14 protein-coding genes and 3 pseudogenes are annotated in these 14,950 nt (G+C 68.0%); 6 read left to right on the forward strand and 11 right to left on the reverse strand.

The features are described 5' to 3' along the window. Positions 1-20 precede the first annotated feature (20 nt). Together AS97_RS00210 and AS97_RS00215 are read right to left on the reverse strand one after the other, a co-directional pair. A complete protein-coding gene (locus tag AS97_RS00210) occupies positions 21-575 on the reverse strand; it encodes a transcriptional regulator (protein ID WP_210564084.1) in 555 nt (184 codons plus the stop codon). Positions 576-866: 291 nt separating this feature from the next. After that, complete coding sequence (locus tag AS97_RS00215; protein WP_210564085.1) at positions 867-1,781, reverse strand: IS982 family transposase; 915 nt, start codon at positions 1,779-1,781, stop codon at positions 867-869. A 99-nt stretch (positions 1,782-1,880) separates the two neighbouring features. Here AS97_RS00215 and AS97_RS00220 point away from each other — a divergent pair. The 3 genes and pseudogenes from AS97_RS00220 to AS97_RS46580 form a co-directional block, all read left to right on the forward strand. Then, a pseudogene (locus AS97_RS00220) lies at positions 1,881-2,033 on the forward strand (IS1380 family transposase); the annotation flags it as partial. 170 nt (positions 2,034-2,203) lie between these two features. Then, positions 2,204-2,785: a Uma2 family endonuclease gene (locus tag AS97_RS00225; protein WP_059142935.1), complete on the forward strand. Its 582-nt coding sequence runs from the start codon at positions 2,204-2,206 to the stop codon at positions 2,783-2,785. 263 nt (positions 2,786-3,048) lie between these two features. Continuing rightward, positions 3,049-3,336 (forward strand): annotated as a pseudogene (locus tag AS97_RS46580) (IS1380 family transposase); the annotation flags it as partial. Positions 3,337-3,451: 115 nt separating this feature from the next. Here the strand turns inward: AS97_RS46580 and AS97_RS48835 are convergent. Both AS97_RS48835 and AS97_RS00235 read right to left on the reverse strand, forming a co-directional pair. After that, positions 3,452-3,664, reverse strand: a pseudogene (locus AS97_RS48835) (DDE-type integrase/transposase/recombinase); the annotation flags it as partial. Between the two features lie 293 nt (positions 3,665-3,957). Next, positions 3,958-4,299 carry a transposase gene (locus tag AS97_RS00235; protein ID WP_282615720.1) on the reverse strand — a complete coding sequence of 114 codons (342 nt, stop codon included), beginning with the start codon at positions 4,297-4,299 and terminating at the stop codon, positions 3,958-3,960. An 835-nt stretch (positions 4,300-5,134) separates the two neighbouring features. On the opposite strand from AS97_RS00235, the gene AS97_RS00240 reads away from it, so the two are divergent. The 3 genes from AS97_RS00240 (at position 5,135) to AS97_RS00250 (ending at position 8,537) form a co-directional block, all read left to right on the forward strand. Next, a complete protein-coding gene (locus AS97_RS00240; protein ID WP_247204163.1) occupies positions 5,135-6,952 on the forward strand; it encodes a gamma-glutamyltransferase in 1,818 nt (605 codons plus the stop codon). After that, positions 6,952-7,668, forward strand: a complete 717-nt coding sequence (locus AS97_RS00245) for a YoaK family protein (protein ID WP_210564088.1) — start codon at positions 6,952-6,954, stop codon at positions 7,666-7,668. The genes AS97_RS00240 and AS97_RS00245 overlap by 1 nt, the downstream gene beginning before the upstream one ends. Before the next feature lie 158 nt (positions 7,669-7,826). Then, a complete protein-coding gene (locus AS97_RS00250) occupies positions 7,827-8,537 on the forward strand; it encodes a GntR family transcriptional regulator (protein WP_210564089.1) in 711 nt (236 codons plus the stop codon). Positions 8,538-8,622: 85 nt separating this feature from the next. On the opposite strand, the gene AS97_RS00255 is transcribed toward AS97_RS00250, so the two are convergent. The 7 genes from AS97_RS00255 to AS97_RS00285 all read right to left on the reverse strand — a co-directional run bounded on the left by AS97_RS00255 (position 8,623) and on the right by AS97_RS00285 (position 14,891). Further along, the gene (locus AS97_RS00255; protein ID WP_210564090.1) at positions 8,623-9,108 is read right to left on the reverse strand and encodes a flavin reductase family protein; all 486 of its coding nucleotides are present in this window, start codon (positions 9,106-9,108) and stop codon (positions 8,623-8,625) included. Next, positions 9,098-9,790 carry a TetR/AcrR family transcriptional regulator gene (locus tag AS97_RS00260; RefSeq protein ID WP_210564091.1) on the reverse strand — a complete coding sequence of 231 codons (693 nt, stop codon included), beginning with the start codon at positions 9,788-9,790 and terminating at the stop codon, positions 9,098-9,100. Before AS97_RS00260 ends, AS97_RS00255 begins: the two co-directional genes overlap by 11 nt. Next, complete coding sequence (locus AS97_RS00265) at positions 9,790-10,728, reverse strand: alpha/beta hydrolase (RefSeq protein WP_210564092.1); 939 nt, start codon at positions 10,726-10,728, stop codon at positions 9,790-9,792. The genes AS97_RS00260 and AS97_RS00265 overlap by 1 nt, the downstream gene beginning before the upstream one ends. Positions 10,729-10,764: 36 nt before the next feature. Beyond that, on the reverse strand, positions 10,765-11,988 hold the full coding sequence (locus tag AS97_RS00270; RefSeq protein WP_210564093.1) for an acyl-CoA dehydrogenase family protein: 1,224 nt from the start codon (positions 11,986-11,988) through the stop codon (positions 10,765-10,767). 121 nt (positions 11,989-12,109) lie between these two features. Further along, positions 12,110-13,540: an APC family permease gene (locus tag AS97_RS00275; protein WP_210564094.1), complete on the reverse strand. Its 1,431-nt coding sequence runs from the start codon at positions 13,538-13,540 to the stop codon at positions 12,110-12,112. 206 nt (positions 13,541-13,746) lie between these two features. Then, positions 13,747-14,157 (reverse strand): hypothetical protein, encoded by a 411-nt coding sequence (locus tag AS97_RS00280; protein ID WP_210564095.1) that lies wholly within the window; start codon positions 14,155-14,157, stop codon positions 13,747-13,749. A 272-nt stretch (positions 14,158-14,429) separates the two neighbouring features. After that, complete coding sequence (locus tag AS97_RS00285) at positions 14,430-14,891, reverse strand: MarR family transcriptional regulator (RefSeq protein ID WP_247204164.1); 462 nt, start codon at positions 14,889-14,891, stop codon at positions 14,430-14,432. Between the last annotated feature and the right edge of the window lie 59 nt (positions 14,892-14,950).

A 14,950-nucleotide genomic window follows, 5' to 3' on the forward strand; every position in this document is an offset into this window, starting at 1 on the left:
TGAGCGTGCGGCCGGCCGGGTCAGATGGGCATGCCGATATAGGAGACGTACTCGTACTTGCGCCAGTCCGAGTCCAGGTCGCAGATGGTGTGCTCCCACGCCGCGGCCAAGCGCATCTGGTCCCCCACCGACCACGCGGCCACGATGGTGTTCCAGCGGTAGATGTTCTTGCAGCGCCACGGCACGACGCGCCGGTGGCACATCTGGACCTCGGTCTCATCGACGGGGTAGATCTCGATGCGGGTGCCGCCATCTGCGTTCAGCGACCGGGTCAGGGCCGGCGCGATGTTGCGTCGGCGCAGGGTCTGGTAGGCGGTCTCCAGGCGGGCCTGTCGGTCCCGGTTGGGGTTGCGCATCTGGGACAGCCACGCGCTGAGGGTGCGGGCATCGGCGGTGATGCCTGCGTCCTCCATGGCCCGGTAGCCGGCTCCTGAGCGCGTGAGGTAGATCAGTGCGCGCCGGAGTTTCTCCTCCGGCGTCTTCCAGCGATCGTCTTCGAAGACCCTTTCGTCCAGTGCGATCGCCAGTGCCGTGGCGCCGTGCGTGCCCTGAGCACCGAATTTTCCGAAGCCCATGTTCCTCCTTGGTTCGTCCGACAGCCCGTGTGGCGTCATGGCAGGCCGGGCACATGTGCCGACAGGGCCGGCGGGCTGGTTGGGGTCCCGTTCTTGGTGGCGCTGCCCGGTAGGCGAAGCGCAGCGCAGTGGGGTGTGCCGCCCTCGGGCTGCCCCGGTGGGGACGGCGGAGGGGGGAATGGTCGACGCCTGGGCGATGTTGGAGGCGTTGTCCGGCCAGATATGCGGGACGCGAGTGGTTCGTCGAACGGCTCGAACTTAGGGCGGGACTAGATGATCTATTCCAAGGGGTTAGTGATCGTAGGCGGTCAGGGAACGTAGGACGGTGTGTCCGGTGGCGTCGTTGTGCCAGACCGCTGCGGTCAGGGCGAGGATTCGCTGCATGACGCGGGCGACCACGCCGCCGGGTGTGCGGCCCCGGTGCTGTTCGAGGTCAAGCTGTCCCTTGAACGTCTCGTTGATCGACTCGATGACCTGCCGCAAGGGCTTGAACAGATGCGCGCCCGGCCGCTGCCGTTCGCCCTTGCGGGCGGGCCGCAGTAGTTGGATTCCGTGCTCTGCGAGTTCATGTTCGAAGGCGCGACCGTAGTAGTTCTTGTCGCCGATCAGCGTCTGCCCGGTTCGACCTTGGAGAAGGCCGGGTTCGGCGGCGAGGAGGTCGAGGAGGGTCTCGCGCTCGTCGGCTTTTGCTCCGGTAAGGGCGAAGGCGACTGGCAGGCCCTGGAGGGTGCATATCAGGTGCAGGCGCAGGCCCCAGAAGAATCGGCTGTGGCTGGCGCAGTAGCCGTACTGGGCCCATCCGGCCAGGTCCGAGCGTTTGACGGTTTCGCGGGATCGGCCACATTCCACCGGGGTGGAGTCCACGACCCACACGTCGTCGCTCCACACCGAGGATGTGGTGGCCAGGATCCGGGTGACCCGTCGCAGCAGGCCGGCGGCCTTGCGCAGCCGCTTGTTGTAGCCGGGCTGCTGCGGCAGGTACGGGAAGAGGTGCCGCAGATGGGTACGGGCGTGACGGATCCACCTGGCCTCGGAAGTGAAGCCGAGCAGGGCCTGCATCACGGCGAGGGTGACCAGTTCGGCATCACTCAGGCGGGGTGCGATGCCGACCGGCGGGCGCCATGATGCCAGGTCCGGACGCTCCTTCAGCAGGTCGTCGGTGGTCGCGTAAAGTGCGGTCGCGAGGGTGTCCTGGTTGTTCGTCACACAACGATCTTGGACACCCTCGTTCTCATGCCCGCACACACCCCTTGGAATTGATCATCTAGACATCCAGACGGTGGCCACGCCCGAACAACTTGCCGACTACGCCTCCGCTCCCGGATCCTGCACGTCGCCGCCCGGATCACCCGGGGCGGCCGCCGCCTCCGCCTTCGGATATCTGCGACCTGGCCCTGGCGACATGAACTCACCGCCGCATTCCACCGCCTGACAGCACTACCCCGCCCCGCCAGCTGACTCGCCATCCCCGCCCACCCTCGACTGAAGGACCTCGGAGAACCCGACCCCGCGTCGGGCCCTAATCATGTCCACCGGCCGACACCGCCCCAAACGAACTCGCTCAGCCGCCCACCAGCACCAACTGAAACGGCGAGGTTAAGCTGGCCGGGCGCCAGAAGGAGGACACGATGACGACCGCATGGGACGCGCTCCCACCCTGGATGCTGCCGCCTCGGCAGAGTGGTTGGGAAGCCGATGACCTCGACAACGCACCCGACCTCCCACGACACACCGAGCTGATCGATGGAGCGCTGATCTTCATGATGTCCCCACAGCGGTCCTGGCACGCCCGCGTCGTCACACGGCTTACGACCGCACTGGACGATCAAGCTCCCGAGGGATTCGTGATCGACCGGGAGATGACAGTCAAGCTGAATGAGAAGAACCGGCCCGAGCCTGACGTCCTCGCTGTCACGACCCCATACGACCCAGACCGTACGTACTACCTTCCCGACCAGGTCGCCCTCGCCATCGAAGTCGTCTCAGACGAATCCGCCGACCGCGACCGGTCGCTGAAGCCGTTCAAATACGCGCAGGCGGATATTCGGCACTACTGGCGTGTCGAGGAGGAAAACGGCCTCCCCGTCATCCACACGTACGAGCTGGACGACACCACCCGCGCCTACGTAGCCACCCATATTTACCGCGAGCGCCTGAAGACCACGGTCCCTTTCGGCATCGACATCGACTTGCTCCGTCTCGTCCGCTGACCACAATGCCATTTGAACCACTGCGGACCACGCCCCACCTCCACGGCGGGCCACGAGGACGAAGACCGTCACCGTCACCGGCGCGTACGCGCCCCTGCAAGGGCCTCGTCACAGGACGTTGCCTTGCCGAACATGGGACTGTCAAACGGGCGGCTCTGGCCGTCCCTATTAACCTGCGCGTTTCACCTGCGGTGGTGTCCGGATCTTGAGCGGGAAAGCGAAAGTGCCATCTGACCTGGGACGATAGGGCTTGTGTAAGGCTTCTGTCGTTCCAGCAGGAAGGCACTTTCTGCGTGAAGGTTACCGGGTCGCGTCCCTCACTTGTCATCTCAGCTGACGGCCGGCCGTGGGATCGTCAGCCATGCTGGATCCTGTCTGCTGACCGATCTCGCCGATGTCACTGGCCTGACCGGCGCCCGGAGGTCTTCGGCCCGGTCGCCTCCACTCCAACCGCCTGGCGCCTGCTGGCCGGCATCGACCCAGCCGCTCTCGCCCGCCTGCGCTCGGCGAGAGCTGCTGCCCGGGAGGGCGTCTGGCTGCAGGCCGCCGAGACCAGGAACGGCATCCCCGCGGCCCGCGCCGGTGGACACGGCCTACCGGGCCTGATCCTGGACATCGAGGTTCCCCCGCAGTGCGGGAGTGGCTGACTAGCTGGTCACGCGCGGCGAGGGTCCAGCCGACCACGTACCGGCTGTAGATATCGATCAGGACATACAAGTGATACCAGTCGCTCTTGCCCGGTCCGCGGAGCTTGGTGATGTCCCACGACCAGACCTGCGAAGGCCCGTCGGCGACCAGTTCCGGCTTGACCTTGGCCGGGTGGGTGGCCTGGCGGCGCCGTTCGCCGTTCTGCCCGGCGGCCCGCAGGATCCGGTACATCGTCGAGGGCGAGCACCAGTAGTTCCCGGCATCCAGCTCCCGCGCCCAGACCTGGGCGGGCGGCAGCTCGGCGTACTCCGGCCGGTTCAGCAACGCCAGGATCGCAGCCCGTTCGGCAGCCGACAGGGCCGACGGCGGAGCTGGGCGCGGCGTGCGCCCGGCGGGCGGGCGGGGCTTGAGGCGCCGGTAGTGCGTGGCGCGGGAGCGGCCGGTCAGCCGGCAGGCCGCCACGATGCCCAGCTGGGTTTCCAGGCCGGTGAACGCTTCGTCCACGACCGGATCGAGGGCGTCTGTCAGTCCGCGCTCTCGGCAAGCAGTTCCAAGAGCGCGGAAGCTTTTCCCATGACCTGCAGTGCGGCATCCCGCTTGGCCAGGTCCATCTCCAGCCGGGCGACCTTCTTCCGCAGCCGTTCCAGCTCCGCGGCTTCCGCGGCCTTCTTCGGCCGTGCCGGACTGGTGCGCTGGTCGGTCAGCGTGGTCATCGCCCCGGCATCCCGGGCGGCCCGCCACTCGATGATGTGGGAGTGGTACAGGCGCTCACGCCGCAGGATCGCACCCTTCTCCCCGGTCGGAGCGGCGTCGTACTCGGCGACCATGCGCAGCTTGTACTCCGGGGAGAAGCGGCGGCGGGTCAGTCACGGCGCCGGGTCCTCGGACTCGGCTATCGGGCCGTTTGTGCTGGTCATCTGGGGTGGGGCTCCTGTCTCGCCCAGGAAGGATAACCCGGCATACCGGGTGTCTCACCAGAGACTGACAGGGAGGGCCCGGATCAGGATCGCGTCGGCACAGACCGCAGGTTTACCCCTATCCCAGGCGCGGTCCCGATCGAGTGACAGGTGAGAGACCGATTGAAGATCGCTTGAGAAGGAGAGCCCAGCGGTGACAGGACGCGGGTCCTCAGAACTTGTCCCGGGCAATGGTCGACGACATCACACACGGCCCTGCGGTCGGCCATCGCGCCTATCTGCGTGCCGATGGGCCCTCCAGAGCGAGGACAGGTCCGTGACAGACCGGGCGGGAGCCGAAACACCCAGCGGAGAGCCTCGTGGTCTGTCACGTTCTCACTGGTCATCGATGCATCTTCCATGATCGGGACACCGAACGTCTTACAGTCCCCGGCAAGGCAATCGCGAGTTTCGCGAGGCTGTCGGGTTCTTTCGTGGTCAGCGAAGTTCAAGTGGTCGGAACGTGTCGAGAGCGACGATGCCCTGCCGCGTACGACTGTCGGCAAGATCGACAAAACGCGATGCGCGGCCTCCGGGGGCGTCCCCAGCCGGCGCAGAGCGATTCGGGCACCTGGCGATCGTCCGAAGGTCCTCGTTCCGGGGCCAGCGGCAGCGGTGTCACCATCGGACCCAGTAGTGGACTGGCCCGGACCGCCATGCGTCGCGATCAGTCCGGGAACGTCTCACGGATGCCGCTGCGGGTAAGTCGGATGCAATCTAAGTAAAATTGGATACTATCTAGGGTATGGAATCTCCGCCCCGCCCGCTGGCTCCTACTCCCAGCGCCTTCACCACCCGGCCGACCCTGACGGGCTCCTTCGGCATGAGTGCCTCGACGCACTGGCTCGCCACAGCCACCTCCCAGTCCGTTCTGGAACAGGGAGGCAACGCCTTCGACGCGGCAGTGGCCGCTGCCTTCGTGCTGCATGTGGTCGAGCCACATCTGAATGGGCCGGGAGGCGACCTGGTCGCGATCCTCGCCACGGCCGATGACCCCACCCCACGAGTGCTGGCAGGCCAAGGTGCTGCACCGCAGGGGGCGAGCATCGAGCATTTCACCGCGCTGGGACTCGACCATGTGCCGGGGGCCGGCGCGCTCGCGGCAGCCGTGCCCGGCGCCGTCGACTCCTGGCTGTGGTTGCTGGCCAGGCACGGCACGTGGGAGTTGGAGCCTGTACTCGCCTATGCGATCTTCTACGCCGAACAAGGCCACGCGATCACCGGCCAACTGGCTTCGGTCATCGCCGCCGTGGAGGAGCTCTTCCATGCCCACTGGCCGACCTCGGCCCGCCTTTGGATGCCGCAGGGCAGGCCCCCCGCCCCCCACGACATCATCGTCAACCGGCAGTACGCGACGACATTGCGTCGTCTGATAGCGGCCGGTTCCACGAGCGGCTCCCGGCAGAAGCGGATCGAGGCCGCGCGTCAGGAGTGGAAGAGCGGTTTCGTGGCCACGGCCATCGAAAAGTTCGTCGCCCGGCCGCACCGCCATTCCACGGGGCGCGACCACGCCGGTGTCCTCCGCGCCGCCGACATCGCGGGCTTTGAACCTGAGCTGGAACCGGCGGTGACTTTTACTTTCCGGGGGACGACCGTGGCCAAGAGCGGGATTTGGGGCCAAGGACCCGTGCTGCTGCAAGCACTGGCCATCCTCGACCACTTCGAAAGACGGCTCATCGACCCGGACACGGCTGAGGGCGTGCACACCATCGTGGAAGCGCTGAAGCTCGCCATGGCCGACCGGGAGTCCTATTACGGGCACCTGGAGGCGGAGGAAGCGCGCGGTGTGGTGGCCCAACTGCTGTCACGGGAATACGCCAAGGAACGGGCGCGGCTGATCGGGCCCACTGCCTCGACGGAGCTGCGTCCTGGCGTGACTGGACGGACACCGTATGTGCCGCCTTTGGCGACAGCCGAGAGTGTCGAGGCGGGCGCGGGCCTGGGTGAGCCCACGGTGTCCAGGTCCGGGCAGACCCGGGGGGACACCTGCCATCTCGATGTGGTGGACCGGCACGGGAACATCATTTCCGCCACGCCCTCCGGAGGCTGGCTGCAGTCCTCCCCGGCCGTACCCGACCTCGGCTTCTGTCTGGGCACCCGCTTGCAGATGACCTGGCTGGACCCGGCGGCCCCGTCTCGTCTGGAGCCCGGTCGCAGGCCGCGGACGACGCTATCCCCCACGCTGCTGCTGCGCGACGGGGAACCGCTCGCCGCCCTGGGCACACCCGGCGGCGACCAACAGGACCAGTGGCAGTTGTCGTATCTCCTGCGCACCCTGGTGGGGGGCCAGTCCCCCCAGCAGGCTATCGACGCTCCGATGTTCCACACCACGGCCGTTCCCAGCTCTTTCTGGCCGCGCACCTGGACCCCGACCGGTCTCGTCGTCGAAGACCGGGTGGGCCCCACGGTCGTCGACGAACTACGACGGCGAGGCCACGAGGTCACCGTCTCCGCCGCGTGGAGCCTGGGACGCCTTTCCTGCGCGGGGCGCGACCCCGGGAGCGGTCAGTTGTACGCGGCCGCCAACCCGCGCGGCGCACAGGGTTACGCGGCGGGCCGCTGATGACGGACACCCGGACGAGCCATGAGTCATCCACCGCTCGCCGCACCCCCGCCCACCGGCTCCCCGAGACACTGCTGCTGGTGCTCACCTTCGCCACGGGGATCGTCGACGCCGTCAGCTTCCTCAGCCCGGAGCGCGTCTTCGCCGGCAATATGACGGGGAACGTGGTGATCATCGGCGTCGTCCTCAGCGGGACACCAAGTGCCTCCGTCACCGCTCCCGGCTTGGCGCTGGTCTGTTTCGCCCTGGGCGCCGCGGTGGCCGGAAGGGCACTGCGGAAGGCGCCACCGGGATGGAACTCTCTGTGCACGGCGATGATCACAGGCGTCGGAGTCATTCTCGTCGCCGTGTCCGGCACGCTGCTCATCGCCGGCGGCTTTCCCGGACGCCTGTGGGGCCTGGTCGTCGCGGGCGCCCTCGCCCTGGCGCTGGGCGCGCAGGCCGCGACCGCCCGGCAACTGGCCGTCAAAGACATCCCCACTGTCGTGGTCACCTCGACCATGACCGGTCTGGCCGCCGACTCCCGGCTGGGAGCGCACCGTCCGCAGCCCGCCGTGCGGCGTGCCGCGGCGATCCTGCTGCTGGCGGCCGGCGCGGGGCTGGGCGCGGGGCTGGTCCACTGGCAGCCGGGCTGGGCCGTGGCCGCGGCGGCCGCGCCGACCCTGGCGGTCGCGGTCGTGGGCAAGGTCGCCACGACACGTATGTCGGGACGATAGCCGTCACCTGATGCCATCGCCGATGCCACCGCGCCGTGGGGCGGTGGCATCAGCGATGGCTCGTAACCGCCTCTCTTCGGTCCTCACCCGCCCCGCTAGGATTGGATGCAATTCAAGGCGGCATTGATCCGCAGGGGCGGAGCAGCGGAGGCGGCAACGTGGCACAGGCGCGAGCCCAGGAGCAGGACCAGCTGGTCAGCAGCATCGTCGATGACCTGCAGGACCGCATCGGGGACGGGGATATCAAGATCGGTTCATGGATCCGCCAGGAGCGGATCGCCCGCGAGTACGGGGTCAGTCGTACGCCCGTACGGGAGGCGCTGCGCCAGCTCGAGGCTCTGGGGGTCGTTGAGATCGTCGCCAACAGGGGCGCACGTGTCACCTTGCCGTCCTCGCGGGACATCGCCCAGGCATTCGAGGTGCGCGGGGTCCTGGAAGGACACGCGGCGCTGCTGGCCGCGAGGAACATCGGTCAGAAGCAACTCGACGTCCTGCACGGCACAGACGCTCTGTTCCAGGAAGCAGCCGAAATGGCCGGGGCGCAGACCGAGGAGGCACTCGCACAGGCCCGCCGCATCTGGTTTCAGGCCAACGGCACCTTCCACACCACCATCATCGCGGCCTCGGGCAACCGCCAACTGGAGATGTCCATCGAGGCATTGCACCACCGCATTCCCCGCGGACTCACCTGGACCGCTCTGGGCGGGGATGTGCGCCTGCTGAAGGACAACGCCGAGGAACACGCGCGGATCAGCGCGGCGATCGAGGCCCGTGACGAGGAGACGGCTCGTGACCTGACTATCGAGCACAGCCGTCGTGCCCAGGAGCTCATCGCGATGAGGACGCGGGATCAGACCTCATCGACGTGACCGCGGACCATCCGCACAGGGATGGTCCGCGCGGGGGGCGCCTCGAACCATGCCCTGGGGCGGGCAGCGCCCCTCACCGCCGCCGTCAGGCCAGTTGCCGGAATGAGCTGCGGTGGAAGATCAAGGGGGCGGTCGCCGGGTCGTACGTCAGGCAGTGGATTTCCAAGAGGGCTATCGAGTGGTCGCCGGCTTCGGCTTCACGGTAGAGCGAGCAGTCGAACGCCGCCACGGCGTCAGCGAGGAACATCGCGCCCAGGTCACTGGTGCGCCAGGTGGTACCGGTGAATCGGTCTCCTTCCTTCAGGGACAGCTGACGGCATTGCTCGCTGTGCTCCTCGGTGAAGATGCTGACGCCGACACGCGGCGCCTGGCGCAGCTTGCGCCAGGTCCGTGAGGTGTCCTGGATGCACGCCGAGATCAGAGGCGGGGCGAGTGAGACCGCGTTGAACGAGCTCACCGCCATGCCGATGGGCTCATCGTCGATCATGGCGCAGACAGCCGCCACTCCGCTGGGGTAGCACGCGAATGCCTTACGGAGGACGGCCGGATCTATCGGGGCGTCAAACGACATCAGAGTCTCCAAGGTTCCAGGAAGGATGCGGCGGAGCGGTCAGGTAGAGGCAGCACATGGTGGTGAGTGCGCGGGCATAGGTCTCCCAGTCCGGTGGGGAGGCGTACGTGGTCTCGCCGGGATCGACACTGCCCGCGGTGACCGAACGGGAGATGAGGCTGTGGATGATCGTCTCGTACAGGATGTCCACGGCTTTCCGCGCCGAGGAGTGGGGGCCGGGGGTGAGCGGGAGGAGAGCCTCCATGAAAGCGCTCTTCATACGGTCGTGGAACTGGAACCCGCGGCGGCGCATCTGCGGGTCGTCGCCGCTGTGGAGGAAGACGAAGGCGAACAGGCGGCTTTGCTGGTGCAGGGACCGGGCGATGACGGTGACCAGCGCGGTCATGGCCTGGCGCAGGTCGCCGCCGTGGGTGGTCTCCACGGTTTCGGCCACGGCGGCTTCGAGGGTGCTGAGCACGTGGTCCTTGACCTCGCGCAGCAATGCTTCCTTGGTGGGGTAGCGGCCGTAGACGCCGCCGATCGACAAGCCGGCTCCCCGCGAGACGTCCGTCATGGTGAAGTCGCCGATGCCGTTGTCGGTCAGGAGCGTGATCGCGGAGGTGAGGATCTGCCGGGCGGATCGGCGGCTGCGGTCCTGCTGCGGCGCGCTGGGCAGAGGTCCTGAGGAGGCTGCGGACGTCATCAGGTCCTCGGGGTGGGCGGGTACCAGGTGCGGAAGAGGAACGCGGCAGCCTCCTTGACGCGCTCCGGGGTGGTGAACTCCGGGCCCGCGTGATCGGCCCCGGGCACGACGACCAGTCTGGAGACGATGCCCGCCTCGGTCAGGCCCTGGTGCAGCCGCTGACTCTGGCGCAGGCCGACACGGTGATCGCCATCGCCGTGCAGGATCAGGAACGGCGGTCCTTCTCCGCGGCCGACGGCGAGAGCGACCGGATCGGTATCGCCCGCACGTTGGGGGTCTTCCCGGGGGGCGAAGCCGAGGAACTGGCGGGCCACGTTCTCGATCTCCCGGATCTGCTCGTCGGTGTTGTCGAACGCGTCCTGTCCCAGCCGGGCCGGGTCCGCGACGCCGTAGTGGCTGATGACCGCGGACAGGGCGCTCGAGACGTGCGTGTGGTCGCCGACCGGTCTGCCGAGCGGGCTGTCGCCGGTCAGTGCGGCCATGGTGACCAGGTAGGCCCCGGCGGAGCTGCCCCAGCCGGAGATGCGGCCGCCGTCGAGGTTGTAGTGGTGGGCGTTGGCCCGCGTCCAGCGGACGGCCGCGAGGATGTCCTCGACCGGTTCGGGGAAGTGCGCCTCGCCCGAGAGACGGTAGCTGACCGAGACCACGGCGATGCCGTGGGACGGCAGGTCGTGCCAGGGCCCCATCGCCTTGATGCCGCCGAGGAAACTGCCTCCGTGGGCGTACACGACGACCGGGTGGGGCCCACGGCCGGTGGTCGGCACGTGCAGGTCGAGCAGCAGGGGACGCCAGCCCAGGGCCGTGGCATAGGCGATGTTGAGGTAGCTGCGCGTTGCGGGCAGGAGAGTGGCCGCCGTTGGTTCCGTCAAGGCTTTGGGCGCCAGCGCCGTGTAGTCCATCGGGGCCACGATGTCCGATGGATGGGGGGCTGCGGTCATGGTCCCTCCTCCGGGAAGGGGTCTGGACGCGGAGCGTCAGATGCGGATGTAGTCGGGGACGGAGGGCAGGGTTCCATCGAGTTCGAAGGCGCCGATGAACGCGTTCTTGGCATCGACCGAGTCGTGGCTGCCGAAGGTGCGGGCGTTGCGCCAGAAGCGGTCCAGGCGGTACGTGTTCGAGGTGCTGCGGGCGCCGGTCAGGTCGTGGATGCGGGAGGTGACGTCCAGGCCGGCCCGGGTGCTGGCGACCTTGGACCGGAAGCCCCGGATGGCCATCTCCTCCGGCTTGGCGGACAGACCGGGGGCCTCCAACTGGTCGGCAACCGCGATCATCAGGGCCCGGGAGGCGGCGAGTTCGGTGGAGAGCTCACCGAGCTGGCGATGCATGAGCGGATCGTTCGAGGCGGTGCCGAACTTCGGCATGCTCGGCCGGTTGAGCTGCCGGACGAAGGCCACGGCCGCCTCGAGGGCGCCTTCGCCGATGCCCTGGAGAAGTCCGGCGTGGAGCAGCATCGCGGCACAGAAGAAGTAGGGGTCGGCCAGGTGAGCGGGGAAGTGCCAGCCGTCGGGCACGAAGACGTCCCGGTAGGTGATGGTCTGGCTGTAGGTGCCGCGCTGGCCCATGTTGTCCCAGTTGTGGTGGGCTTCGAGGGCCGGGTCGTCGAGCCGGATGAGGGCGTGGTGGCGGGTGGCGGTCTCCAGCTGCTCGTCGTCCCCGAGCAGGGCGAAGCTGACACAGCTGATGTCCCGGCCACCCCCACCGCTGTTGGTGTTGAACGTCTTGACGCCGCTGACGATGAGGCCGCCGGGGACCCGGCGTCCCACCACGCGCCCCGTACCACCGGTCTCCGCGTTGGAGGCGACGAACCGGCGGCTTTCCTGCAGCAGTTCGTCCGCCAGCTGTTCCTTGGTGTCGCGGGCGAGTCCTTCGGAGGTGAAGATCTCCCGGGAGACCAGGGCGGTGCTCACCCAGCACTGCCCGGTGGAGCCATCGGCGGCGGAGAGCTCCGCCAGGGTCTCGATGACCTGGCGCCAGGCGCCGAAGGAGGGGCCGTCCCACAGGCCGCCGAACTCGACGGGAACGTTGATGCGGTGCAGGCCGGCCTCTCCGATGAGGCGCATGTTGCGGGTCGGGTCCTGTCCTTCGGCGTCGATGGCGATCGCGTCTTCGGCGAGCACGAGGCGCAGGGCCCGTGCCCGGTCCACGACCTCCTGGCGGCTGGTCGGCAGTGCGAGGTGGGCGGGCGTGTGGGCGTTCATGCAGTCTCCTGTGTGTGATGAATCCGAGTACGGATTCGCTTTTTCGGGCAGGCGTGTGGTGCGGCCGAGGGGGGAGGAAGACGCGGGGCGCGGTGCGCCCCGCGGGAGGTGGTGGTCGGTCTTACGTGGAGAGGTCGGCGTCGAGGGTCATGGCCTGGTTCCTGGACGAAGCGAAGGCGCCGTAGAGGGCCGCGGCGATGGGGATGAGCGGCATGAGAGCGATGATCAGGGCGTCGCTTCCGGTGACCGCCTTGTAGTTGTCCACGACGATCCACATCGTGGCGAGCAGTCCGGCACCCGCCAGACCGGGTGCGACCAGCGTCTCCCAGCGGCTCTCGGTCAGCTTGCCCCGTAGCGCCGCCGCCATCACGCTCACGCAGCAGCCTGCCATGAGGGCCAGCAAGGAGAGGGAGGTGATGCCCGAGACGGCTGGGAAGAGATTGATGAGGGGGTCGGCGTGGGTGAGGACGAAGGGGACCAGCAGGGTGACGGAGAGGACGATCTGTACGTAGGACCCGAGGTAGGGGGTGCCGTGGCGGGCGTGGACGCGCGCCAGGGAACTGGGCAGCAGTCGGGAACGTCCGAGGGCGAACAGATAGCGGGTGGACATGTTGTGGAAGGACACGGCCGAGGCCAGAAAGCTACAGGCGACCAGGGCGCTGAGCAATGACCCCGACCAGCTGCCGAGGTAGCGGTCCGCGGCCGTGAAGATGAGGGCCCCCGGATCGCCGGCGGCCGTTGCCTCCACGTCGGCGAAGGCGGCGGTGATGGACCAGGTGGAGAAGGTGAAGATGGCGACCAGGATGGCCAGAGCGCTGTAGGTCGCCACCTTGATGCTGCGGCGGGCGGCCCGAGCCTCTTCACCGTAGATGGCCGCTGCCTCGAAGCCGGTGAAGGAGAGGATACAGAACACCAGTGTGAGGGCCACGTTGCCGTGGATGGCCTCCTGAGGGGAAAGGACCTCCATGGACCAGCCCTGCGGACGCTCGAACAAGATCACCACACCGAGCACCAGGATGACGGCGAACTGGGCCAGGGACACCACGGTCGTGACGCGCTGGGCGATTTCCACGCCGCGTATGCCGAGGACGAAGGTGATCACCAGCGCGACCGCGCCGTAGACGTACCAGGCGGCCTTGAAACCGCTGTAGGACTCGACGGCCAGTCCCGCGAAGTAGCCGGTCGCCGCGATCATGCCGCCGGTCGCCAGGTTGTAGACGAGAGCGGCGACGAAGGCCGACGCGGCACCGGCCGTCTTGCCGAGCCCGTAGCCGATGAAGGCGAAGTACGCGCCGGCGTTCGTGACGTGCCGGGTCAGGACCACGTACCCCACGGCGAAGAGGGCCATGAGGGCCCCGACGACGAGCAGAAGTGCGACCGTGCCACGGCCTACGCCGAGGCCCAGGCTCAGGGAGAGGTTGGAGGCCATCGCGGTCAACGGCGCCGTTGCGGCGATCACCATGAAGACCATGCCGAAGGCGCCGATGGAGCCACGGCGGAGTGATGTCTGTTCCGGGGGTCTCTCAGTCGTGGATTGACGCTGCACGGTCATGGTTCCTCCTGGGGGAATGCACCGGTCTTGTGGTGCGCTGGAGACAGCGTGTGCAGCCGCGTGACGAGGGAACCGGGCAGGGGTGAGCGGCGTCCTCAGCCCGGTTTCTGGTGGATGATGCCCTGCATCGGAAGGTACTCACGGGCCGGCTCGGGGGAGGGGGAACGACCACCGGCCCGTGAGGCTTAGAGGGGAGCGCGGAGTGCTCAGGCGGTGTCGCCGTCAGCGGTGAATTCGCCGCGGTCGTTGGAGACCCACGGCTCCGGCTCCGCGCTCGGTGACTTCTCGAGCAGCTCGATGATGTAGTGGGTGTTGCCCTCTTCACCGACATTGCGGATCCGGTGGGGGTTGATCGGTCCGCTCTGGCCGACGGTCCGGTAGAGAACGAAGCCGGGCTCGGCGTTCTGTACGATGCCCCACTCGTCATGGCCGAGTTCCTGCCCCTGAGATCGACCGGAGACGGGCCAGATGATGACGTGGTCGTGGTGATGCTGGTGGAAGGGGGGCTCGGCGGACTGACCTGGGGTGAGCGTCATCGACCACACCCGCACACGGTCGTTCTCGAACAGAAGTGTGTCGCCCGGCGCGTCGGTGTACCGGGTGTTGGCCTCCGTCATGAGGCGCCTCCGTTTTCGCTTGCTCGCAGATGCCTCTCGGCTGGAAGCGACGAGGCCGAGGGAGCCACGCCGAGACCAAGTTGGATCCGCAAGTGCACAGATTGGATACCATTCGGGAGACTGGCAGCCGGTGCGCGGCGACGTCAAGGTTTCTTCGCGGGAAAGATATGAACTTGTTTTCACGTCTGCCCGGTGGCCGGGCAGTACGGACGTCCGTGCGTACGGAGGAGATGGGTGTGGGCGCGGTTCATGCCGTGGTGGCGAACGGCGTTTCACAGGCCGTCGTAGATGACGGCGAGGCGCCGCAGTACCTCGGTGGCCGCGTGCAAGGCGTGGTCATCGAGGTGCTGTAGCGCTTCGCCGAGGGCGCGCCCGAGAACCTGCTCGCGTTCGCGGTGGCGCTGCAGCCCGGCCGGGGTAAGGGCTACGAAAACGGATCGGCGGTCGTTGTCGGGGCGTTCGCGCGTGACATGGCCGGCCCGCTCCAAACCGTTGACCAGTTGTGTGGCCGCCGCTCCGGTGGTTTCGGCGTGTTCGGCGAGTCTCGTGACCGGAAGCGGGCCTTCCTCGGCCAGAACCCGCAGCACCCTGGCGTGGGTGAGTGAGAGGGCCCCGGGGGTCCTCGTCGCCCTCCCCCGCAGCCGGGCGTCGGCGGCGCTGAGGCTGTAGGCGGCCCGCGTGAGGGCCTCCAGGGGTGCGCGGCGTTCGTGGGCGGGGGTGCGGGCTTCGGGCACCGGCGACACGGCCTCTCTGGGGCGGGAGTGGTGGGTTGACCTGGCAAGAGGCTAGCATT

This window comes from Streptomyces sp. AgN23, from assembly GCF_001598115.1.
In the GTDB taxonomy this organism is placed as follows: Bacteria; Actinomycetota; Actinomycetes; order Streptomycetales; family Streptomycetaceae; genus Streptomyces; species Streptomyces antimycoticus.

What these genes read in the sequence shown, in the direction of transcription:
- AS97_RS00210 (WP_210564084.1), bottom strand. Translation starts at nt 575, where the DNA reads ATGGGCTTCGGAAAATTCGGTGCTCAGGGCACGCACGGCGCCACGGCA.
- AS97_RS00225 (WP_059142935.1), top strand. Translation starts at nt 2,204, where the DNA reads ATGACGACCGCATGGGACGCGCTCCCACCCTGGATGCTGCCGCCTCGG.
- AS97_RS00240 (WP_247204163.1), top strand. Translation starts at nt 5,135, where the DNA reads ATGGAATCTCCGCCCCGCCCGCTGGCTCCTACTCCCAGCGCCTTCACC.
- AS97_RS00245 (WP_210564088.1), top strand. Translation starts at nt 6,952, where the DNA reads ATGACGGACACCCGGACGAGCCATGAGTCATCCACCGCTCGCCGCACC.
- AS97_RS00255 (WP_210564090.1), bottom strand. Translation starts at nt 9,108, where the DNA reads ATGTCGTTTGACGCCCCGATAGATCCGGCCGTCCTCCGTAAGGCATTC.
- AS97_RS00260 (WP_210564091.1), bottom strand. Translation starts at nt 9,790, where the DNA reads ATGACGTCCGCAGCCTCCTCAGGACCTCTGCCCAGCGCGCCGCAGCAG.
- AS97_RS00265 (WP_210564092.1), bottom strand. Translation starts at nt 10,728, where the DNA reads ATGACCGCAGCCCCCCATCCATCGGACATCGTGGCCCCGATGGACTAC.
- AS97_RS00270 (WP_210564093.1), bottom strand. Translation starts at nt 11,988, where the DNA reads ATGAACGCCCACACGCCCGCCCACCTCGCACTGCCGACCAGCCGCCAG.
- AS97_RS00275 (WP_210564094.1), bottom strand. Translation starts at nt 13,540, where the DNA reads ATGACCGTGCAGCGTCAATCCACGACTGAGAGACCCCCGGAACAGACA.
- AS97_RS00280 (WP_210564095.1), bottom strand. Translation starts at nt 14,157, where the DNA reads ATGACGGAGGCCAACACCCGGTACACCGACGCGCCGGGCGACACACTT.